Origin of the sequence: Methylobacterium sp. CB376, from assembly GCF_029714205.1 — a bacterium.
Taxonomy (GTDB): domain Bacteria; phylum Pseudomonadota; class Alphaproteobacteria; order Rhizobiales; family Beijerinckiaceae; genus Methylobacterium.
This window is the reverse complement of sequence record NZ_CP121648.1, coordinates 1,411,345-1,431,963: the sequence shown is the minus strand read 5'-3', so window position 1 is coordinate 1,431,963 and position 20,619 is coordinate 1,411,345. Positions and strand designations below refer to the sequence as shown.

At 65.8% G+C, this 20,619-nt stretch carries 18 protein-coding genes and 3 pseudogenes; 11 read left to right on the top strand and 10 right to left on the bottom strand.

Annotation, left to right across the window (positions count from 1 at the left end):
* Window positions 1-2 precede the first annotated feature (2 nt).
* Window positions 3-1,433 carry a DEAD/DEAH box helicase family protein gene (locus QA634_RS06460; RefSeq protein WP_012331209.1) on the bottom strand — a complete coding sequence of 477 codons (1,431 nt, stop codon included), beginning with the start codon at window positions 1,431-1,433 and terminating at the stop codon, window positions 3-5.
* A 357-nt stretch (window positions 1,434-1,790) separates the two neighbouring features.
* The gene (locus QA634_RS06455; RefSeq protein ID WP_012331208.1) at window positions 1,791-1,985 is read right to left on the bottom strand and encodes a hypothetical protein; all 195 of its coding nucleotides are present in this window, start codon (window positions 1,983-1,985) and stop codon (window positions 1,791-1,793) included.
* Window positions 1,986-2,342: 357 nt separating this feature from the next.
* Between QA634_RS06455 and QA634_RS06450 the strand changes: the two genes are divergently transcribed.
* The 5 genes from QA634_RS06450 to QA634_RS06430 all read left to right on the top strand — a co-directional run bounded on the left by QA634_RS06450 (window position 2,343) and on the right by QA634_RS06430 (window position 7,850).
* A complete protein-coding gene (locus QA634_RS06450) occupies window positions 2,343-3,452 on the top strand; it encodes an acyltransferase family protein (RefSeq protein ID WP_083784639.1) in 1,110 nt (369 codons plus the stop codon).
* Between the two features lie 136 nt (window positions 3,453-3,588).
* Window positions 3,589-4,410, top strand: coding sequence for a nucleoside phosphorylase (locus QA634_RS06445; protein ID WP_012331206.1), 822 nt, complete (start codon window positions 3,589-3,591; stop codon window positions 4,408-4,410).
* 209 nt (window positions 4,411-4,619) lie between these two features.
* Window positions 4,620-5,234 carry a carboxymuconolactone decarboxylase family protein gene (locus QA634_RS06440; protein WP_012331205.1) on the top strand — a complete coding sequence of 205 codons (615 nt, stop codon included), beginning with the start codon at window positions 4,620-4,622 and terminating at the stop codon, window positions 5,232-5,234.
* A 315-nt stretch (window positions 5,235-5,549) separates the two neighbouring features.
* On the top strand, window positions 5,550-7,241 hold the full coding sequence (locus tag QA634_RS06435; RefSeq protein ID WP_012331203.1) for a methyl-accepting chemotaxis protein: 1,692 nt from the start codon (window positions 5,550-5,552) through the stop codon (window positions 7,239-7,241).
* Between the two features lie 396 nt (window positions 7,242-7,637).
* Window positions 7,638-7,850 (top strand): dodecin, encoded by a 213-nt coding sequence (locus QA634_RS06430; RefSeq protein ID WP_012331202.1) that lies wholly within the window; start codon window positions 7,638-7,640, stop codon window positions 7,848-7,850.
* 134 nt (window positions 7,851-7,984) lie between these two features.
* On the opposite strand, the pseudogene QA634_RS35765 reads toward QA634_RS06430, so the two are convergent.
* The 3 genes and pseudogenes from QA634_RS35765 to QA634_RS06420 form a co-directional block, all read right to left on the bottom strand.
* A pseudogene (locus QA634_RS35765) lies at window positions 7,985-8,170 on the bottom strand (ISL3 family transposase); the annotation flags it as partial.
* A 102-nt stretch (window positions 8,171-8,272) separates the two neighbouring features.
* Window positions 8,273-8,545: pseudogene (locus tag QA634_RS35760) on the bottom strand (ISL3 family transposase); the annotation flags it as partial.
* Between the two features lie 30 nt (window positions 8,546-8,575).
* On the bottom strand, window positions 8,576-8,965 hold the full coding sequence (locus tag QA634_RS06420) for a hypothetical protein (RefSeq protein ID WP_150108589.1): 390 nt from the start codon (window positions 8,963-8,965) through the stop codon (window positions 8,576-8,578).
* Between the two features lie 501 nt (window positions 8,966-9,466).
* Between QA634_RS06420 and QA634_RS06415 the strand changes: the two genes are divergently transcribed.
* Window positions 9,467-11,386, top strand: coding sequence for a hypothetical protein (locus QA634_RS06415; protein WP_012331201.1), 1,920 nt, complete (start codon window positions 9,467-9,469; stop codon window positions 11,384-11,386).
* A gap of 123 nt (window positions 11,387-11,509) precedes the next feature.
* The gene (locus QA634_RS06410; protein ID WP_012331200.1) at window positions 11,510-11,983 is read left to right on the top strand and encodes a DUF302 domain-containing protein; all 474 of its coding nucleotides are present in this window, start codon (window positions 11,510-11,512) and stop codon (window positions 11,981-11,983) included.
* Window positions 11,984-12,318: 335 nt separating this feature from the next.
* Here the strand turns inward: QA634_RS06410 and QA634_RS06405 are convergent, their stop codons facing one another.
* On the bottom strand, window positions 12,319-13,173 hold the full coding sequence (locus tag QA634_RS06405) for a LysR family transcriptional regulator (protein ID WP_012331199.1): 855 nt from the start codon (window positions 13,171-13,173) through the stop codon (window positions 12,319-12,321).
* Between the two features lie 101 nt (window positions 13,174-13,274).
* On the opposite strand from QA634_RS06405, the gene QA634_RS06400 reads away from it, so the two are divergent.
* The 4 genes from QA634_RS06400 (at window position 13,275) to QA634_RS06385 (ending at window position 16,733) form a co-directional block, all read left to right on the top strand.
* Window positions 13,275-14,297, top strand: coding sequence for a zinc-dependent alcohol dehydrogenase family protein (locus QA634_RS06400; RefSeq protein WP_012331198.1), 1,023 nt, complete (start codon window positions 13,275-13,277; stop codon window positions 14,295-14,297).
* 726 nt (window positions 14,298-15,023) lie between these two features.
* Window positions 15,024-15,374 (top strand): phasin family protein, encoded by a 351-nt coding sequence (locus QA634_RS06395; RefSeq protein WP_012331197.1) that lies wholly within the window; start codon window positions 15,024-15,026, stop codon window positions 15,372-15,374.
* Window positions 15,375-15,496: 122 nt separating this feature from the next.
* A complete protein-coding gene (locus tag QA634_RS06390) occupies window positions 15,497-16,102 on the top strand; it encodes a hypothetical protein (protein WP_265576543.1) in 606 nt (201 codons plus the stop codon).
* A 376-nt stretch (window positions 16,103-16,478) separates the two neighbouring features.
* Entirely contained in the window at window positions 16,479-16,733 is a 255-nt protein-coding gene (locus tag QA634_RS06385; RefSeq protein WP_043700882.1) for a hypothetical protein, read from the top strand.
* Window positions 16,734-17,196: 463 nt separating this feature from the next.
* Here the strand turns inward: QA634_RS06385 and QA634_RS06380 are convergent.
* From QA634_RS06380 to cydB, 4 genes and pseudogenes are all read right to left on the bottom strand, one after another.
* Window positions 17,197-17,343, bottom strand: a pseudogene (locus QA634_RS06380) (IS5/IS1182 family transposase); the annotation flags it as partial.
* Window positions 17,344-17,415: 72 nt separating this feature from the next.
* Window positions 17,416-18,387 carry a TAXI family TRAP transporter solute-binding subunit gene (locus QA634_RS06375; protein WP_012331194.1) on the bottom strand — a complete coding sequence of 324 codons (972 nt, stop codon included), beginning with the start codon at window positions 18,385-18,387 and terminating at the stop codon, window positions 17,416-17,418.
* Between the two features lie 17 nt (window positions 18,388-18,404).
* On the bottom strand, window positions 18,405-19,391 hold the full coding sequence (gene lipA / locus QA634_RS06370; protein WP_012331193.1) for a lipoyl synthase: 987 nt from the start codon (window positions 19,389-19,391) through the stop codon (window positions 18,405-18,407).
* A 178-nt stretch (window positions 19,392-19,569) separates the two neighbouring features.
* Complete coding sequence (gene cydB, locus QA634_RS06365) at window positions 19,570-20,613, bottom strand: cytochrome d ubiquinol oxidase subunit II (protein ID WP_012331192.1); 1,044 nt, start codon at window positions 20,611-20,613, stop codon at window positions 19,570-19,572.
* Window positions 20,614-20,619 lie beyond the last annotated feature (6 nt).

Sequence of the window (20,619 nt, the reverse complement as noted above, 5' to 3'; positions counted from 1 at the left end):
GGTCAGCGCTCCGCGCGCGCGGCCGCCTCCGCCAGGACCGCCGCGAGCGCGTCCGCCATGGCGGTGTCGTCGCCGGCCATCCCGTCCATCGCCGCCATGCGGGCGACCGCCGTCGCGGCGATCCGCTCCTCGACCGTGTCCTCGGCGTAGGCGTAGTAGATCACCGCGTGCTGGCCGTCGCGGTGGCAGCGTCCCTCGATCTGCTGCAGCTGGATCGCGCTGTGGCGCATGTCGTGCACCACGAGCGCGCGCGGGCGCTCGCCGCCGGGCAGTTCGTGCCGGTGCAGCGAGATCGATTCCGTGACCGTGAACACGAGAGCGTCGAGCAGGCCGCGCTGGAAGTCGAGCCGGGTCGCCTCGTTCGCCTCGGCCGGGCGCTCCCCGTTGATCTCGCCGACCCGCCAGCGCTGCCCGCGCAGGGTCTCGGCGAGCAGGGCCGACGTCTCCAGGAAGGCGACCGAGAGGGCGACCTGCTCGCCGGCCTCCAGCAGGTCGCCCGCGAAGGCGGCGGTGCCCGCGACCCGCAGCAGGCTCGCCTTCTGGCGGAAGCGCAGGTCCGCCGCCCAGCCCGCCGGGCGCCGCGTCGCGCCGCCGAGGAGCCCGAACGCGCGCCGGAACTCGCGCCAGGACGCGTCGTAGAGGCGGCGCTCCTCCGGGCCGAGCGCAGTCGGGGCGAGTTCGCGCTGCGCCTCCGGCCAGCCCGCGATGTCCGCCGGGCGGCGGCGCAGGCCGATCGCGTCGCGGCCCCGGTAGAGCAGGTCGGCCATCACGGCGCGGTCGCGCGGGTTCGGCGTCCAGCTCCAGTTCGTCCAGCGCCCCCTGGCGCGCCCGATCCCGAGCGCGCGCATCAGGGCGCGGAAATCGGCCAGGGACGCCACCTCCCGGCCCGCCGCCCGCCCGAGCAGGCGCCCGAGATAGAACAGCTCGTGCGGCGCCTGCCCGGCCGTGGCGCTCATGTAGATCGCGAACGCCGCCTGGTCGGCGAGCTGGCGGCAGGCCATGCTCTGCTGGGCGTAGGGGTTGCGCAGCCGGTGGGCCTCGTCGAACACCACCAGCGGCCAGGCCCGCTTGGGGCGCCCCTCGCGGGCGAGTTCGTTGTTGCGGGCGCGGGTCGAGCGCCGGGTGCTGTCCGGCGGCGGCAGGAACAGCGACTTGGTGCGCTCGTAGTTGATCAGCGTCACGCTCTTGGCGGGCAGGCCGCTGCCCGCGATGGTGCGGCGCCATTGCGGCAGGCCGCCCTTGGGGCAGACGATCAGGATCTCGCGCTCGGGCATGGCGGCCAGGGCGGACCACGCGGTCAGCGTCTTGCCGAGGCCGGTCATGTCGCCGAGGAGGAAGCCCGGGCGGCCCGCGGCGCGGTGGGCCAGGATCGCGTCGCGCCCCTCGCGCTGGTGCGGGCGGGGCACGAACAGGGGAGGGGGATCGGCTGACATCGCGTCGGGGCGGGGGCTCTCGCCCGCGGCGGGCTGCGATGGGCGGCGCGAGCGGCCCCGGACGGGGCATCCCGGCTCACCGCGGTGAGCGCTCCCTGGGCCACGCGGCGCGGCTTGAGGCAAGCCGAAAGGGCGCGGCCCGTGGACGCGCGGGGCCGCCGCGGCGCGCAAGGCGCGGCCCCGATCCCGCCGCGGGACGAACGGGCGAGGGCGGCCGGGAGGCGTCATACGCCATCCGGTCGATGGCTTCGCCATCTCCCGTTTCGCCCATGCGGATGTGGGCTTCGCTCAGGCGCCGCGCTCAGGCGCCGCGCGGGCTCGGGATCCGGGCTCCGCTGTGATCAACCGGTTCCCGGATCAGACCTCGCTCAGGGTGGTCGGCGCGGCGACGCGCTTCGCCGCTCTCGCGCAGGAGACCGCGACCACCAGCCCGGCCGCGAGGCTGCCGCCGAACGGCGCCACCAGGAGGGCCTTCAATCCCAGGACGGGCGCGAGCGAGGCGAGCGTGATCGTCCCGCCGAGGATGGCGGACCCCACGAGGGCGATGACCATGGGCGTGAATCCTACCATCCTGGATTGCACGCCCGGGCCTGCGGCCCCATTTCGCTGCGTGCTCGGCGGGCGCCAGTAAATAGCGGGCTCAGCTTCGACAACCGCGCCATGTGGGTTAGGCCGCGCGTCGCCTCTCGCGCGACGCCCCCTCACCCCGCCCGTGCGCCGGCCGAAGCGGATGGTTGAGGCGCCGCCATCGCGTCGGGACCCGGCCCGCGCCGCCGCCGGACAGTCAGTCTCGATCAAGCCATCCCCTCTGCGGAGCAGGGATCCGCCGCCTGCCCGGAGTTTGGGACGACCAGGCGGGATCTGGTAACATTCTTGCACAGATCATCCTCGCGCGCGCAGCTGCAAGCCATGAGAAAGTCACCCGGCATGAAAATCCGGCCCGCCGACATGACACACCATTCGCCATATCCCGTGAAAATCTCTGACAATAAGAAACTTGTCTCCATACAATATCTGCGCGCTTGTGCTGCGCTCGCGGTGATCGTCTATCACAATTTTCAAGGACGACTTTACGGCGTAGCCCATTATGGTCAATACGGCGTGGATCTGTTTTTCGTGATAAGCGGCTTTTTGATGATGTACCTCACGGAAAAGGAAACCGTCACACCGTCGCGCTTCGCGGCGGACCGCCTGGCCAGGATCGTCCCGACATACTGGGTCGCGACTTCCGCTTGGTTTCTCCTCACAGTCTACGACGACACGTTCGTCTATAACCCTGATGCAAGCCTTTCACATTTCGTATTGTCACTGCTATTTATTGCAAACCCGAGCGAGAGCGGCAGAGTTTATCCGACCCTGTACCTGGGCTGGATCCTCAATTACGAGATGTTTTTCTATACGATCTTCGCGCTCATTCTCGCAATCAGCAGAACATTCCGTTTCGAGATCCTGGCGGTCGTGCTTGTGTCGCTGGTGGTGACTGGATTAACGTGGAGTACGAATGCTGGCGTATCTCAGTTTTACACGAACCCCATTCTGCTCGAATTCCTCTCGGGCGCCGCACTCGGACGGTTCCTGGGGATGGATGCGCGATCGCGGCCTCCCGCCGCGCAGGTCCTCGCCGTTCTCCTGGCGGCCGCCGGTCTCCTGCTCTTCTCGGCCTTCGATCACCGCTTGCGATGGGGTGCCGGGTCCACCATCGTGCTGGCCGGCGCGCTCATGCTCGAGCGGTCCAGAGCTGTCGTCTTCCTTCGCCCTCTCTTTCAGATCGGGAACGCGTCCTATTCCATATATCTCTTCCAGGATTTCGGTATCTACATCGTAAGATCCATCCAAAGCGCCTTCCACGCGCTGGATGACGAGTCTTCGATTCTCCATAAGACATTTCCCGTCCTCTTATGCCTGTCGAGCCTGGCAGGCGGGCTCCTCGCCTATCGTCTCGTCGAGAAACCTGCCACGCGCGGGGCGAGGCGGGTCCTGTCACGCATGATCCGCGATCCGGTGAGGATCGGGCGGTGACCGCCCCGCCCCGGGGGGCGGTCCGCCCGACCGGAGCCGACGCGTCTCGGGGGTGTCGGCGGGCCGGGGACGGGGCGCGCCCTCCATCGTCGCCGGCCCTGTTGCCGCGGCCGGGCCGCGCGCCGAGAGTGGCCGCATGAGTGCTCCGCCCCCTCGCCCCCTGCCGCCGATCCTCCGCGACAAGCACCCGGAGGCGGCGTCCGCGTTCACGCCGCAGAGCCTGCTGCGCGAGGCGCGCCGGCAGCGGCGCATCCCCGACGCGCCCGTGCCGGAGGTCTGCATCCTGGACCCGGACGGCGACGTCGTCCGCCACCTGCGCGCCGCCGGCAGGGCCCGGCCCGTCGAGGGCTGGGCCTGCTACCACTCGGAGATGGACCGCTTCGAGCAGGGCGGTCGCGCGTTCGGCATCGTCGGCTGCGCGGTGGGCGCGCCCTACGCCGTGCTGGTGGCCGAGCAGATGTTCGCCTCCGGCTGCCGCCTGCTCATCAGCATCACCTCGTCGGGTCAGATCACGGCGCTGCGGCCGCCGCCGTACTTCATCCTGATCGAGCGCGCGCTGCGCGACGAGGGCACGAGCTACCACTACCTGCCGGCCGGCGACTTCGCGCAGGCCGACCCGGCCCTGGTGGCGTCGGTCGGGGCGGGGCTGGCGGAGGTGGGCGAGCCGATCGAGCGCGGCGCCACCTGGACGACCGACGCGCCCTACCGCGAGACCGCCGAGGCCATCGCGGCGGCCCGGGCGGCGGGCCTCCTGGCGGTCGAGATGGAGGCGGCCGCGCTCTACGCCTTCGCCGCGGCGCGCCGCCGCGCCGTGCTCTGCTTCGCGCACGTGACCAACCGGATGGGCCAGGCGGGCGACTTCGAGAAGGGCGAGGCGGACGGCGCCCCGACCTCCCTGGCCCTCGCGCAGGCCGTCGCGGAGGCCTGGGCGCGGTCGCGCGCGCCCAGGCCCGGATAGGGCCGGGCGGAGGGGCGGGATCCGCGCCGCCGGCCCGCGCGGCGGGCCGGCGCGGTGTCGCGCGGCGCCCCCTATCGGCGCGGCGCCGGGCGGGGCAGTGTCGCCCGGACGGCCCGACGCGTTCCCGTGCGGCGCACCCTGATCGGGGGCCCGCCGCGGGGCATCGCATCCGGGCCGGGCCTCGCCGCGTCCGTTCCGGAGCCTCGCCGATGATCCGCCGTCTCCCCGCCCTCGCTCTCGCCCTCGCCCCGGCCCTGGCCTTCGCGGCGGACCGCCTGCCGACCATCCCGCCCGACCAGTACACGCCCGAGCAGAGGAAGGCCGCCGAGGAGTTCGAGGCGGCCCGCAAGGTCAAGGTCTTCGGTCCCTTCGAGCCGCTCATGCACTCGCCCGAGGTGATGACGCTCACGCGCCAGATGGGCGACTACCTGCGCTACAAGCCGAAGATCGGGACCACGCTGTCCGAACTGGTGATCCTGATCAACGCGCGGCACTGGTCGCAGGACTACGAGTGGTACGTCCACGCCCCGATCGCCCGGAAGGTCGGCATCGCGCCGGAGATCATCGAGGCGATCCGCGACGGGCGCCGCCCGGAGGGCCTGAGCGCCGACGAGGCGATCGTCTACGACTTCACCACCGAGCTCCAGCAGAACAAGCGGGTGTCGGACGCGACCTTCGCGCGGGCGGAGAGCCGCTTCGGCAAGGCGGGCGTGGTCGATCTCGCGGCGATCAGCGGCTACTACACCTTCCTGGCCATGGAGCTGAACGCCGCCCGCTACGGCCTGCCGCCGGATGGGACGCCCCTCCCGCGGCTGCCGGAATGAGGGGCGCGGCGGCGCGCCCCCCGCGCGGCCGCTCGACCCGCACCGTTCCGCCGGCCCGGGCGAGCGGGTCGGCACGGCCGCCCCGTCGCGGTCGCAGGGCCCGAGGGCGGCCGGACGGGGTGTCGCGGCGCGGCCGCGGCGCGGGCTGATCGCGCGCAGCTTTGGCTGGATCGGCCGCGCCGGCCTCGTCCCGAGCGCCGCCATGGTCGGCGTCGCGCGCATCGCGACTGTATCTTCAGACAAAACCTGACGTATTTGTTAAGCATTCTCACGGGATAAGAGGCGCGTGGGAAACACGATTTGGATTGATTTCCTATGCCGCATCTATCCGACATCAAGATCCTGCCCAAGCTCTCCAGCGTCATCGCGCTCATCGGCCTGATCGTCGGTGGCTGCGTCTGGTACGCGCAATCGCGCATGACCCGGATCGATGACGCCTACAGCCTGTTCATCGTGCGCGAGGCGCGCGCGGCGGCGACGGCGCGACTTATCAACCAACAGTTGTTCGAACTCAATTACTGGGTCTATCGCCTCATCGCGGAGACCGAGGAGCCGCAGATCAAGGCCGCCGACCGGGGCTTCGACGCCGTGCTGCCCCGGCTGCGGAAGGCCCTCGCGGATCTGCGTGAGGAGGCGCCGAGCTTCGCCGAGCGCGTCCAGGCGCAGGCTGCCCGCGTCGAGACGTTCGTGACGGCCGTCGAGGAGGTGCGCCGCCTCGGCGCGCATAATCGGGACGCGGATGCCCTGGGCATGGTGCACAGCGCCATCGACCCGACCTTCTCCGGCGTGGTGCGGGATGCCGTCAAGCTGAGGCAGGACATCGCCGATTACATGGAGAGGGGCTCGAACGACCTCACCGCGCAGACCAACGCCACGCGCCGCAGCCTGATGGCGTTCAGCGCGCTCGGCGTGGTGGTCGGCATCGTGGCGGCGATGCTGATGGCGGTGTTCGGCATCACGCGTCCGCTGGGCCGCCTCGTCGCGGTGCTGCAGCGGATCGCGGCGGGTGAGGTGAACGCGGCGATCCCGGAGGCCGGCCGCGGCGACGAGATCGGCGCGGTCGGCAGGGCGGTCGAGGGCATCAGGGCCATGGTCGCCCGCAAGGCCGCCGAGGAGGCCGAGGTCAAGCGGCGCGCCGACGCGGCTGCGGCGGCCGAACGCCGGCGCACGATGATCGAGCTGGCCGACCGCTTCGAGCGGGCGGTGGGCGGCATCGTGGGCCTGGTCTCGTCCTCGGCGACCGAGCTGCAGGCGACCGCTCAGCAGATGACGGCCACCGCGACGGAGACGGCGAGCCAGTCCAGCACGGTGGCGGCCGCGGCGGAGGAGGCCGCCTCCAACGTCGGCACGGTGGCGAGCGCGGCCGAGGAGCTCGGCGCCTCCGTGCAGGAGATCGGCCGCCGGGTCAGCGGCTCGGCCACCCTGGCGCAGCACGCGGTGGCGGAGGCGGACAAGACCACCGCGCTCGTCCAGGCGCTGCAATCCACCTCGGGCAGGATCGGCGACATGGTGGGCCTGATCTCGGGCATCGCCGGCCAGACCAACCTGCTGGCGCTCAACGCGACGATCGAGGCGGCGCGGGCCGGCGCGGCGGGCCGCGGCTTCGCGGTGGTCGCCGCCGAGGTGAAGGCGCTGGCCGAGCAGACCGCCAAGGCGACGGAGGAGATTGCGCGTCAGATCGGCGAGGTGCAGGGCGTGACCGGGCAGGCGGTCGGCGCCATCGGGTCGATCACCGGCCGGATCCGGGAGGTCAACGCGGTCTCGGCGAGCATCGCGGCGGCGGTCGAGCAGCAGGGTGCGGCCACGCAGGAGATCGTGCGCAACGTGGCCCAGGCCTCGACCGGCACGGCCGAGGTGACGCGCACCATCGCGGGCGTGGCCCAGGCCTCCGAGGAGACGGGCGCCGCCGCCGCCCAGGTTCTCGCCTCGGCCTCCGAGCTGTCGCGCCAGTCCGAGCATCTCCGGACCGAGGTCGCCGGCTTCCTCGCGACCGTCCGGGCGGCCTGAGCGGCCGCCCCCCGGGGCCTCGCCGCGCCCCGGGCGTTGCCGTCGCCGGTCGGCGGGGTCTCGCGGCAGGGCTTGGCGGCCCGTCGCGGGGAGCCGCGGTCCAGGATGGTTGCGCGTCCGGCCGGGTCGGAAGCGGCGGTTCAAGCCGCACCCGCTGGATGTCGGCAAATGGCGCATCTACGTTGTTGGCTAAACCGCCCACTCGGGAGCCTTCCTGCCTGGGCTTCAGCTTCACTGCTCACAATTCAATGAAAGCGCGAGGTTCAATGGCAGGACGGCTGATTTGATGCGCTCGTATGGCCAAGTTGGGCCTTGTCGTGCTCCAGCCCTACTGACCCCTTGATCCTAACCCTTTCGCCTCCACAATCTTTGAACGATGGCGATGAGGAGGCCGTGATGTCTGAGCACATCTACAAGGTCATCGAGCTCGTGGGGTCGTCCAAGGTATCGATTGAAGACGCGATCCAGCAGGCCATCGAGCGCGCAAGCCAGACGGTGCGCAACTTGCGATGGTTTGAAGTGCTGGAGACCCGTGGCCAGATCGAAGGCGGTAAGGTGCAGCACTACCAGGTCACGCTGAAGGTCGGCTTCACCATGGAAAAGGCTTGAGTGGTCTGAACCATGACGGGCTCCGAGTGACCCCTTGCGGACCCTCGCCTCTGCCGCATCAAACATCCGCTTCAACGCAGGAAGCGGAAGTTGATCCTCCACCGTTTCGGTGGTTCTTCCGCGCTTTGCGTGGATCAAGCAGCGATGAGGGTGCGGCGACGGAGGAGTGCGAAGCTGGCGCAACCGTACATGGTGCGCTTGAGCATCTTCAGCCGACTGATCTGCCCTTCCGCCTGGGCGTTGCTCCATGACGTCGTCAGCGCCGCTCGAACGGCCGCCCCATCCTGCGCCAAACCAGCCGCGAAGGTCTCTAGAGCGGCACCCGATCACGTTGCAACCGAGTGCAGCTCTCGATCTTTGATCTTGCCGCATGTTCTGCGACGAACCGGCATCCACTTCGTCGGAAAATGCTCTAGCGCAGCGACGCCGCAGTTGCGCGTTTCCAGCAACCATCTGTCGAGTTCGCCGGCGGCATCCGCTGACCGGTCGTTGCCAAGACCGCAGGCGCGCACCAGCAACGTAAACTGCTGCGCCAGATCGGCGACCCGTGCGGCTTCAACGTCCTGCCGGATGCGGGCGAGGTCGGCCGTAGCGCGAGGCGGCAGCGTGGCAACCGGTTGCACCATGATCCAGGCCCGTTGCTTGGGAGAGGCGATTGGCGATGGTGTCACCGCCTCGGTGCTCGTCGAGGCGGGGTAGGGAGGCAATGCTTGCTGAACAGCGTCTCAGTTTAAACTTTTGCGCGGCTCGTGACGGCGCGCGACCGATAAAGCTAACAACGCGACGAAACCAGGAACGAGGTAGCCTCCAAGCTGCAAAGCCGCGTCCGAAGCCACTACGATCGATCTTGATACGCCAGATCGATAAAGCGCTATCGGAATGTCACGCCGGGCCACCACGAAGATCAACCCGATAATTATACCCGCGAGACCGGACGCCAACTTCGTTAACAGAAGGCCGCTCCTGCGCCATATTGCGATAAGCAGGGGAACAGATAAAAAAAACACGGTGTTTGAGCTAAGTTCTTTCATCACTCCCGGCGCGAAAAAATCTATCATCATTCCGGACGCGGCAAACGAAGCTACTGAGAGAGCGATTTTTAGCAAAAACACCATTCTTGTTGCCCTCCGTCCCGCTTCTTGAAGGGCCCACGCTTCGTCGGGATAGGCGCTGCCGAATCAATAAGTGCCATACTCTTGGACGAGTGAAGCATCCTGCCGGGCCGGCCTGGGGGCACCTTGATCCATCTCAACGCCGCCGGTCTCGGGCCCTGTCACGCTGCCCTTGAGGATGCTCCGACCCCGGCCTCAAATCCGGAGTACCCCCCCGTGTACCGCGCAGGCCCTCCAGCACGAGGCGGACCTTCTGCTCGGCCGAGAACTGCCGGCGCGTGGCGCGGCGGATGTCCTTGATCACCGTCCCTGCCGGCTTCCGCGCTGGTCCGGATGTATTTCATCTTCGCCTCTGGCGGATACAGTGTCGCCGCCATCTTCACTCGTGAAGGCCCTCAAGCCGTCTCACGGGTGCGGACGGCAGACGCTCCCAACCGCCTAGGGGTCCGTGCTCGTGTTCATGATGTCGGTGTGGGAATAGGAGAAATCGCGGAGGGACACTCAATGTGGCTTCTCAGCTCCGTTCTGCTCTGGCTGGTATTCATGTTAGGCCCCGCTGGGTCCGAGATCCTCTACGCGCGTCCTGACGGAGATCAGTCCACCTCCGGATATCTCTGGGCGGGCGAGATTATTACGGACAGTGTTCCCCTACAGGACGCCGTCGCCGCGGCAAGGGCAGCGGCAGGTTCTCGGCCGCTCGAGATCCGTCTCCTTCGCCGCTCCGGCCTCGAAGAGACGCAATACTCGCTCAATCTTGGAAAAACAGGCTTGGCTATCCGGTGGCGCGGCACCGAAGCCAACAGACTTACCATTCGAGGTCAGGTCGATAGGTCAGGAGGCACTCCCCGCGCGCTCACAACAATCGTCGGGCAGCGCTCGCTCCGAGAGATTCTCTGCAAGCCGCACGATGTCGACCTGTGCTCCGGCCCACCGCCGGATGGTCCGAAGCCGGACGGGCCGACAGGGAAGCGGCAGGACCTCCTCGAATACCTGTCTCGGGAGCTGGAGCCGGAGGCCGGAGTAACGATGCCTGACATCCGCCTTCGGCTGGACTGCGTTCTCCTCTGGGAGGCCGCCTTCGTCGACCTCCGGGACCTCGGGTTCCGCGAATGCTGGCTCGCGGCCGTCGCTGCCTATGCCTCATCGAATATCGGCTTACATGGATCGCTGATTGATGGAGGGTCCTACGCCTTTGCTGCCATCGCAAGGAAAGGCCACCCGGAGACCGCACACACTTTCGAGATCACTGGGAACGTATGGCGGCAGAGTCCGGCGAGCTATCGTCCGTCCAAACGCGCCTGCGACATCCGCAATGATTGGTCCTGTCCGGTCAGCGCCTGGTCCGACATACCCTGGGCCGTGGTTCACCACTACTTCTGGAGCCCGCTGAACGGAGCACTCTTCGTCGCCAAGGACATCCTGGGCAATGTGCGAATCGCCGACAACCGGGTGACCGACGCCTATAATGGCGTTCGCGTCAGGCTCAGTGAGGTGTGCCTCGAGAACCCGAACTGCCGGGAAATCGCGAATGCCGGTTTCGAGATCACCGGCAACAGGTTCGAGAACATCAGGGACAATGCCGTCGAGCCGGAGAGCCAAGCTACGTATTGGATCGTCAAGCACAACACCATCATAAACAATTACGCCCCGATCTCGACGGACGGGGTTGCAGGCCACGATGTCTTTGTCTTTGGAAACGTCTTCGCCCTTGATGATGCGCCTGGATCAAAATGCACGAACGATGGTTGGGTGGGCAGCAGGCAGTTCCGGCCCATCCTGGGGGCACGGGGGCGCTGGAGTGCCGACATGGCCGAAGGTGACGATGCGAGCTGCTCGACGCACATGCTGGGTACCGTCATCAAGATGGGGACGTATGACGATCTGCCGGACGGACCCGTCCTGGACCGCCTCTTCTTCTTCAACAACAGCGTGAGAACCAGAAGTCCCCTCTTCCGCGGGAGCCCGGGGCCGCCGATCACGAGCTACAACAATCTGGTCGAATTCATCGGGTGCGGAGCGAACGGCCCTCGCGCATGCCGGCAGGCGGACTACGACGACCCGTCCTGTGCCGGACAAGACGTGTGGACGCGCGATGGTCAGTCCATTTTCGCCAAGTGCTTTGCGGTTGAAGGACGGCCCGATCGGCACTTCTGGCACCTGATGCGTTTCAACGCCTACAACCGCGCGCCTGGTCCGGAGCTTGATGCGATCGATCGGGACCGCGTCGCAATCCCGGCGGGTGGCACCCTCGGGAATGCTGGCTGCGGCTTAGCGTACGCGGATGGCGATCTCACGTGTCTCGACTCCCCTGGGCCCATTGGCGCCGTGCTGCCGGACGGCCATCGCTTCGACCTCGCTCTTCCGTTCCGCTTTCCTTTCACCAAGGTGCTTCTTTTCCTGAACGGGATCGCAGCGCCGAAATAGCGGTCAGGCGTCGGTCGGCACCTGCGATGCACGGAGCAGAGCGCCCTGCGTCTACACTCCGCCGTCGCATCATTGGCGAACCGGGATCGCGAGGCGGTTTGGGACGGCTGTCCGGGAGGGGGGATGATGGCTATGTCAATGCGGAGCACTGCCGTCGCGGTGACCTTCATATCCTTCCTGACTGGAGCGCGCGCAATGGCCGAGGATGGACTTGTCACGCTGAGGAGTGCCTTCGGACCGGCCGAGACGATGGCCCGACTTGAGGCAGCGGTGAAGGCCAGGGGGATGATCGTCTTCGCCCATATCGACCACGCGGCCGCCGCGACCGGCGCTGGCATGGCTCTTCGTCCCACCGATCTGTTGATCTTCGGCGCGGCCAAGGGAGGCACGCCGCTGATGCAGTCCATGCAGACGATCGGGATAGACCTTCCGCTCAAGGCTCTGGTCTGGCAGGATGAGACCGGGACGACGTTCCTCACGTACAATGAACCTGCGTACTTGGCCCGCCGCCACGGGCTTGGCGCTTCCGTGGACGCGGTCGTTGGCGCGATGTCGAGCGCGCTGGAGGAGATCGCGACGTCGACCACATCCGATTGAAGGGCCGTCACGCGCTTCCGGTCTCGCCTGGGAGGTCTTCCCGACTGGAGCGGCATCAGGCGCGACGAGAGGGCGGTGAACCGCACCGAGCGCCGTGCCTGCACCGGAGGCGGCCCTCTCAGGGCGCGCGGTTCCAGGGTGCGCGGAGGTCTCGCGGCCGCGGTGCGCACGCCCGCCTCTTGGTGCGCCCATCCCCGATGCACTCTCGCCGATGAGTGTCGACATCACGTGCGTCCCACGGCGCCGCGTGACCGCATCGCCTCTACCCGGAAGATCGTGGCGCGTTGCGGAGAGGATGCGCGGGTGCCTCGTCGATGTCCTGGCCGTACGAGCGGTCAGCCCGCCAGCCGGTCGAGCAGGTGATCGAGCAGCGCTCGCAGCCGCCCGAGCCGCCTCAGATCGCGGTGGTAGCCCACGAACGTGTCGCGGCACGGCGGCGCCTCGCCCAAGTCGAGCGCGACGAGACCGGGAGTGGCGTCACCGAGCGGGCGCGGCAGGACAGCGACGCCCGCTCCTTCTCGGCACAGCTGCGCCTGGACCTCGCGGTTGTTGCTGCGGAACGCGACTCGCGCATTCGGCAGCATTCGCCGGAGCCACACCGCGTCGGGCATCTCAGCGAACGCCGCGTCCATCGTGATGGTCCGCGTGCCGGAGCCGTCCCCCGCAACCGGCAGTGTCGTGCCGCGTGCTCCGTAGACCCCGTAGCGGACCGTCAGCAGGCGGCGCGAGATCACCTCGGGCTCGTCGAACCGGGTGATTCGGAACACGAGGTCAGCTTCCCGCCGCGGGAGGCTGTAGAGCCGCGCATCCGTCAGCAACTCGATCTCCACGTCCGGGTGGTGGTGCCCGAACGTGGCCAGGGCCGGTGCCAGCAAGGTTCTGCCGAACCAATCCGACGATGACAAGCGAAGCGAACCCGCGAGCGTCCCGGGCCGACCGGCGAGTTGCCGCTCGATGGCGAGCGCCTCCTCCTCCATGCGCTCGGCATGGGCGAGCAGAACCTCGCCCTCGTCGGTCAGCACGAACCCGTCCGCCGTGCGCTGGAACAAGGCATGACCGATCGCGGCTTCGAGCGCGCGAAGGCGCCGGCCCATGGTGGGCTGAGTGCTCCCGACCGCGCGGGCGCCCGCACCGAGCGTGCCGGCCCGGGCGATCGCGAGGAAGATCCGCAAGTCGCTCCACTCGATCACGGTCGCGATCAGCCATACAATTGCGTCTGAGCAGCGTGCAGTATCGTTCGTTCCCATTCGCCTGTGAATGCTCGATCGTCGACTCATCACAGGAGATCGCCATGAGCTCACCCGCCACCATGAGAGCAGCCGTGGTCGAGAGCCACGGGGCGCCGTTCCGCATCGCCACGATCAGCCGGCCCGAGCCCGGCCCGGGCCAAGTCCTGGTGCGTGTCGCGGCCAGTGGCGTGAACCCGCTGGACCTCAAGATCCACGCGGGGACGGCCGCGCATGCGCGTCATCCCCTGCCGGCCATCCTCGGCCTCGACATGGCGGGGACGGTCGAGGCGGTCGGGCCGGGTGTGTCCGGCATGCGGGTCGGGGACGAGGTCTACGGCATGACGGGCGGCGTCGGTGGCCACCAGGGCTCGCTGGCCGAGTACCAGGTGGCGGATGCGAACCTTCTCGCCCCAAAGCCCGCGAACCTGAGCATGCGCGAGGCCGCGTCCCTGCCGCTCGTCGCGATCACGGCCTGGGAAGGTCTCGTCGATCGGGCCCGTGTCGGCTCCGGTCAGCTTGTCTTGGTGCACGGGGGTGCCGGCGGGGTCGGGCAGGCCGCCGTGCAGATCGCGCGGGCGTTCGGGGCGGAGGTGTTCGCGACCGGATCCGGCGTGAATCGGTCAGTGATCACGCGGCTGGGCGCGACCTTCATCGATTACCGAAGCGAGACCGTTGCCGACTACGTCGAACGACACACGGCCGGAAGAGGGTTCGATCTGGTTTACGACACCGTGGGTGGCGCGACGCTCGACGCATCCTTCGAGGCGGTCCGGCGCTTCGGCCACGTGGTCAGCGCGCTGGGCTGGGGCAAACACGCCCTGGCGCCCCTTTCCTTCAAAGCCGGCACCTACTCGGGGGTTTTCACGCTTCTGCCGCTGCTCACGGGGGAGGGCCGAGCGCAGCACGGTGAGATCTTGCGCGCGGTGACACAGTTCGTCGAGGCCGGCCGGATTTCCCCTCGTCTCGACGCCCATGTCTTCGAATTTGACATGATCGACGCGGCGTACCGCGCGGTTGCGACGGGTGCCTCGAACGGCAAGGTCGTGGTGAGCATGGATCGTGCTGCCCCGCTCGGCCCTCGGTGAGCACGCAGAACTGACTTCTCGTGGCGCATAGCCGAACCAACCGAGCGCGAACTTCTGACCCGAAGCGGCCCCTCGCGGCCAATATCCGGAGTGTCCGGTTACGAAGGTTTTCCCGACATTTGATTTCCTGACGAGGTTCCCCGCGACTGACCGCTGCGGGGGCTCTGGCGTCAAGCGCGTCAGCGTCGGACGACCGTCAGCGGCTGTGCGTATGCCCCACGGCGGACGCCAGTTCCGGAACAAAGATGTGCGGCACATGTGCGACTGAGGTGGCAATCCCTCTCGTGACCAGCAGCCGAACAACCGTAAGCACGCACCTCATACCTGGAGCACATCGTTGATTGCATTGTGCGCCGCACCATCGCACAAAACTCGTGCACAGCCGCGATGGCGTTGCGGCGGTGCATACCCTCCATGGGCGTGTCCTCCCTAGATTTCGGGCTGTCCGCGAGGGCGGCCCTTTTTGACTCGCTCAGGAACGCGCTCAAAATCAGAAATTGCTTATTTATCAGATTGTTACAGCATGTACCGAGCCAGGCTGGCTACGTCCATGCACTGGTCGGCCAGCATGTCATAACCCACCGCCCCGTCGTCCTGAGCGCATCGTCGCCTCTGCCTTTATCTCTTTTGGACTAATCCGAAAGGTCGAGTTGCGCGTCATTGTGCACTGCACCATTTTTATTGCACCGTACAAGAAGGCGGTGAGTACCACCGTGGAGAAGCGTCATGGCAAGCCAGAACCCCATCGAGATCCCTGCCCAGCTGCGCGACTTCGCCGAGAAGAGCGTGTCGCAGGTCCAGCAGGCCGTCACCGCCTTCTTCCAGAACACCCGCAGGGCGAACGAGACCGTCCAGTCCTCGTTCAAGAACGCCCAGCTCCCGGTCAGCGTGGCTTACACCCGCAGCCTCGATTTCGCTGAGCAGAACGCCAACGCTGCCTTCGAGGCCACCCAGAAGGTCGTCCGCGCCCGCGGTCTGCAAGAGGCCGGCAAGATCCAGGCGGAGTACGTCCGCGCTCAGCTCGAGGCTTTCCAGGTCCAGGCCAAGGAACTCTATTCCGTCGCTAAGGCTGCGTAACCTGATTTGATTAGCCGGAGCCCGCGCTATTTCAGACGCGCGGGCCGGCCCTGACGAGAGGGAGCGGTAACATGGCAGCGCGACGCGGGAGGCGTTCACCGGAAGTGCAACGGAGAAGCCCCATGAACGAGGTCATGGCCGCTGACGCGCCGATCCTCAATGCTGGGGACGGGCAGGCTGTCCTCCCGCAGGGCAATGGCGACCAGAGTGGCGATCAGACGTTGCTTGAGTCTGTCCCTGCCAATGAGCCCGAGCCGTTGTCCCCACTGGAAGGGGCCAATGAGGACCTCGTGCCGGATGACGCCCGACTTGATGGTGATGAACCTGCAAGTACGCTTGAGAGTGCCACACCTGAGCCGGAACCGGTCGCGGTTTACGCGGCTGCAGTAAGCGCGCCAGAGATTTCGGATGAGCTCACCACATCAGGATCGGCAGCGAGCGAGCACGCTGGTGCTGATGCCAGCGCTTTTGCTGAACCATCAACTGCTCGGGCGAGCACATACTCGACGGCTGCTCGATTGCTAGAGAAGATCAGCGCGCAGCATAGCATCTGGGTGTCGTACGTACAGGACGAGCTGGGAGCTAAGCTCGCGTACGGCCGCGTTCTCGCGAAGTCTCAGACGCCCGTTGATATAATGCTGGCGACGAACGCTGAGTGCAGTCGTTCATTTGTTGCGGCAAACAATCTGATGACTGCGTTCATATTGGAAAGCTTAAGGGCTTCTTGAGCGACATGTGTCGTTAGGCTGATTACGGAATCGTGGCGTCAAGCTACTGCAAAAGAGGCATATCATGAAGCCGTCCGTTAGAGCGCTCATCAAGTGTCGCGTGCTGCGCGATCTGGATTGCGCGCTGACCTACCGCAATCTAGAGAGAGTGGCGATCTTGCTTGGACGTCAACTCTGGCTCGATGAGTACGGCTCCGCTGCAGCATAGTGGCTCACCACACAAGCTGGGTAGGCCGACGTTAGCTGATCGAGTGGCAAGCCGTTCGTGAGAGTTGCCGGTACGCTCAGATTCTCGAGCGGTTCGTACGACGCGCACACTGAGCGCTGCATGATCGCGGCACACTCAGCTGGGAAACGGTCCGTCTTGACCTCACCGATGAGCGGCTACTCCCCGGCGAGACTCGGCCAGCTGCATCGGAGCCCGGGCTTCCAAAAGGCGCTGGCATCACACGAACTCAACACGGGTCTGACTAAGCGCCAGCTTTCTAGGAGGCACCTGCGGAGTAACCTGCACAACCCGTTCTCACCTCGTCGGAAGGAGGCGCTCACACTCCGCCTGCCGCTCGTCTCGACGCTCCTGATGCTGATTGGGGCGGCGATCGCGATCGTCGGCATTGCCCTGGCCGGGTAAGAGCTGTTTGCAGCTTGGCTGCCGGCGAACTCACCCGTGATAAGGTGAACCCCATTTTACCTGTCCACGCCCATCTCGCGCTCCACTGCCGCGCTCGATCTTAGGGCATGACACGCCGCCGACGTTTCGGCCTTCAAACTTGGGAGTACGATTTATGTCTACAATTCAGGCCGTGATTCCTGTCGTGTTCCATCTGTTTGCAGTTTTAATCATGACTGCTGCCACTTTTATGGCTATGGCGTGGCAATCATGGCCGCAGGATCATAAAAATTCTTTTCATGTGGGCGTTGAATCAGTCTAAGCTCGGCCGCGGCCAATCCAATGGGCGCTCGTCAGGGGTGCCTCGAGAAAGCGGGCGTGAGGGATGGGCTGGTGGGGTTTCCCGCGGCAGTGTCACGGGAACTGGAACGCGCGGTCGCAGGATCGGCCTGTCGAGGCGTGTCTCAGAGCCGGACTCGAAAGTTCACGTCAGGTAGCAGTACCTTGCGAGCCGTCGTGACATCGGCGTGATGCTGGCAATGAGAGCCCTGGCGGCGCAGCTCGCGGTGGTTCTCTCCCAACCCTTGGCGAGACCCTGGCCACGGCCAAGCCAGGCGAATGTTCGTTCAACATCTCGAGCTCTTGTGCCTGGACCTGTCGGCAGCCCCGGATACGTGCCGGTGTATCTGCCCGACAACAATCGTTAATCGCCCTGCTCAGTCCCGCCAGCGGCATGATTGCGGTACCAGCGATCCGCGCCGTTGTGAAACGGAAGGAACATGTTGCGTGTGAAGTTGGCCGGAACGGTTTCGGTCGCAGCGGGATGCGTGCCGATCAGCTCATCCTGATGTGAAAACACGGCATCCAAGATCGCATATACAAGATTGTCGGGCAGATCCATCCGACCCACGGCAAAATTGAAAAGCCCAACGGTCTGATATGGGGTCGGAAGCGAGGCATAGATCCCCGGCGGTACAGTCGACAGTTGCAGCTCGGGGTGCGTCAAGCGGAGGACAGCGATTTGCTGAGTAGTGACGTGAAGGAAACGCAGCTTGCCGTTTGTTTCAAGATCGAGAAAGGACGGGAACGGAACACCGGCCGCGACCGCGAGAGCATCAAGCGCTCCTGTGCGAAGTTGCTGAGCGAGATCGGCCCAGTCTCCATAGATCAAGGGAGCCTCGATCTTAAGCGCCTTCAACATCTCGGGCATGTAGGTGGCCGTAGTGCCCCCTTGCGGGCCGGAACCAATGCGCTTTCCAGCGAGATCAGCAACCGACTGAATGATTGACCCGTGCATCACGACCAACTGGAACGGAGTGTCATACATGGGAAACAACGCGCGCATCTCGCGGAACGGCTTGCCTTGGCTCCCCGCGCCTGTTCCGTTCCAAGCCTGCAAGGCGACCCCGAGCGTCGCGAAAGCCAACTGGATCTCGCCCTTCTCCAGAAGAGCAATGTTCTGAACAGGGCCCTCTGTCGCCCGTGCGGAAACAGGTATGCCAAGTTCGCGGGTCAGGATCTTTGCCAAACCCTCGCCATAAGTAAAGTACGTTCCGCCCGGCGATGCCGTCCCAATGACCAGAGTGGCAGGCCAATTGGGATCAGCAGGAAAAGCTACCCCCGTAGAAAGGAGCATAGCAGCCAGAACACAGACGAGCCGGCATATGTGTCGCATAAGATCCTCCGCTACCTCTACTCTGACAGTTGGCTTTGTTTTGCGGCCACCGATAGACGTGTGATGCGCGCTGCGTTGAGTCGCGCAAAATATTCTCCGGCGTGGTGCGAAGAGCGGGTCAGCGGCGTCGCCGAAACAAGCAGGAAGCCCTTGGCGTAGGCCGTGGTCTCGTAGGCCCGGAACTCGTCGGGCGGCACGAAGCGCATCACCGGATGGTGCTTCTTCGTCGGCTGCAGGTACTGGCCGATGGTCAGGAAATCGACATCGGCCGAGCGCAGGTCATCCATGAGCTGAAGCACCTCGTTGCGCTCTTCGCCGAGGCCGACCATTATGCCAGACTTGGTGAAGATCGTCGGGTCGAGTTCCTTCACGCGCTGGAGCAGGCGGATGGAGTGGAAGTAGCGCGCCCCGGGCCGCACGGTCAGATATTTGGACGGCACCGTTTCGAGGTTGTGATTGAACACGTCGGGCCGGGCCGCGGCCACGACCTCCAGGGCTTCTGTTTTTCGCAGGAAGTCCGGCGTCAGCACCTCGATCGTGGTCTCAGGCGAGCGGGCACGGATCGCCCGGATGACTTGGGCGAAGTGCCCCGCGCCGCCGTCCGGCAGATCGTCCCGGTCCACCGACGTGATGACGACGTGGGCGAGCCCGAGCTTTTCCACCGCTTGGGCGACGCTGTCAGCCTCGTGCGGATCAAGCGCGCCGGGCAGGCCGGTCTTGACGTTGCAGAAGGCGCACGCACGGGTGCAGGTGTCCCCCGAGATCATCAAGGTGGCGTGCTTCTTCTCCCAGCACTCGCCGATATTGGGACAGCCCGCCTCCTCGCATACCGTCACGAGCTTGTTCTCGCGCACGATGCGGTTCGTCTCGGCCCATTTGGGCGAACCCGGCGCCCGCACCCGGATCCAGTCGGGCTTACGCTGGACGGGCTGGTCGGGCCGATGCGCCTTCTCAGGGTGGCGCGGGCGGATGTCCGTGTTGAGGAGATCGAGAACGACGGCCATGAGACTCCTTGCGTGCTCTGAAGCAACCGCGGCCTTGTTCCTGACGATCTACTTGTTGTAATCTTCAAGAACAAGCTGATGCTTTTGAATTTTGCCGTACCGCGTCTAAGACACTGACCCACCCTCCGCGCGAGTGAGGCTGCGGTTCGATGCGGGCCGGCGGTGCGGCTGTCTCCCGCTATCCGTACCCACCGCCCGCGATCTCCTTTGCGACTTTGCCACGGAACACGTAGTATGCATAAGCCGTGTATGCGAAGGTGATCGGCAAAGCGAAGGCATAGCCGATCAGGGCGAACATTTGCGAGTCCACCGTATTCGCAGCCTGCCAGATCGTTATGGAAGGCGGCACGATGTAGGGGAACAAGCTGATGACCAACCCCAGGAACCCGAGCAGGAACATCACAATGGAGAGTAAGAACGGCGCGGTATGATGACCGTCGTTGACCGACCGATAAATCATATATGCAACGAACGCCGTCAACAGTGGAACCGGGACCAGAGCGAGGATGCTGGGCCAAGAGAACCAGCGTGCTTCGATCTGCCGGCCAAGAAACGGCACCCAGGCGCTCACGATCGCCATCATGACGATTGTGGCGACGAGGAATTGCTCAGATTTACGCCGGGCCCAGATCTCTAAGGCACCCGTGGTCTTCATCACACACCACGTCGCGCCCAAGAGGCCATAACCGCAGACGAGGCCGACTCCGGTCGCTAGACTGAACGGGGTCAGCCAGTCCCAGGTGCCGCCAGCGAACTGCCGTCCGCCTACCTCGAAGCCCTGCACGAATGCGCCGAGCACGATCCCTTGCGCAAAGGTCGCCAGCAGGGAGCCGTAGTGGAAGGCGTAGTCCCAGATACGCTTGGATGTATCCGCCTTGAAGCGGAACTCGAAGGCGATGCCCCGGAAGACCAAAGCGATCAGCATAATCAGCATCGGAATGTAGAGCGCCGGCATCAGGATCGCATAGGCGACCGAGAAGACGCAGAACAGGCCGGCGCCGCCAAGGATCAGCCAAGTTTCGTTGCCATCCCAGATCGGCGCGACCGAGAACATCATCCGGTCGCGCCAATTGTCGTTCTCGGCCCTGGTGAACATGATACCGATGCCGAGATCGAAGCCGTCGACCACCACGTACATGGTGATCGCGACCCCAAGGATCACCGCCCAGAGCAGGGGCAGCCAAAAGGCCCAGCCGACATATTCCGTTCCGAAGCCGAACATGTGGGC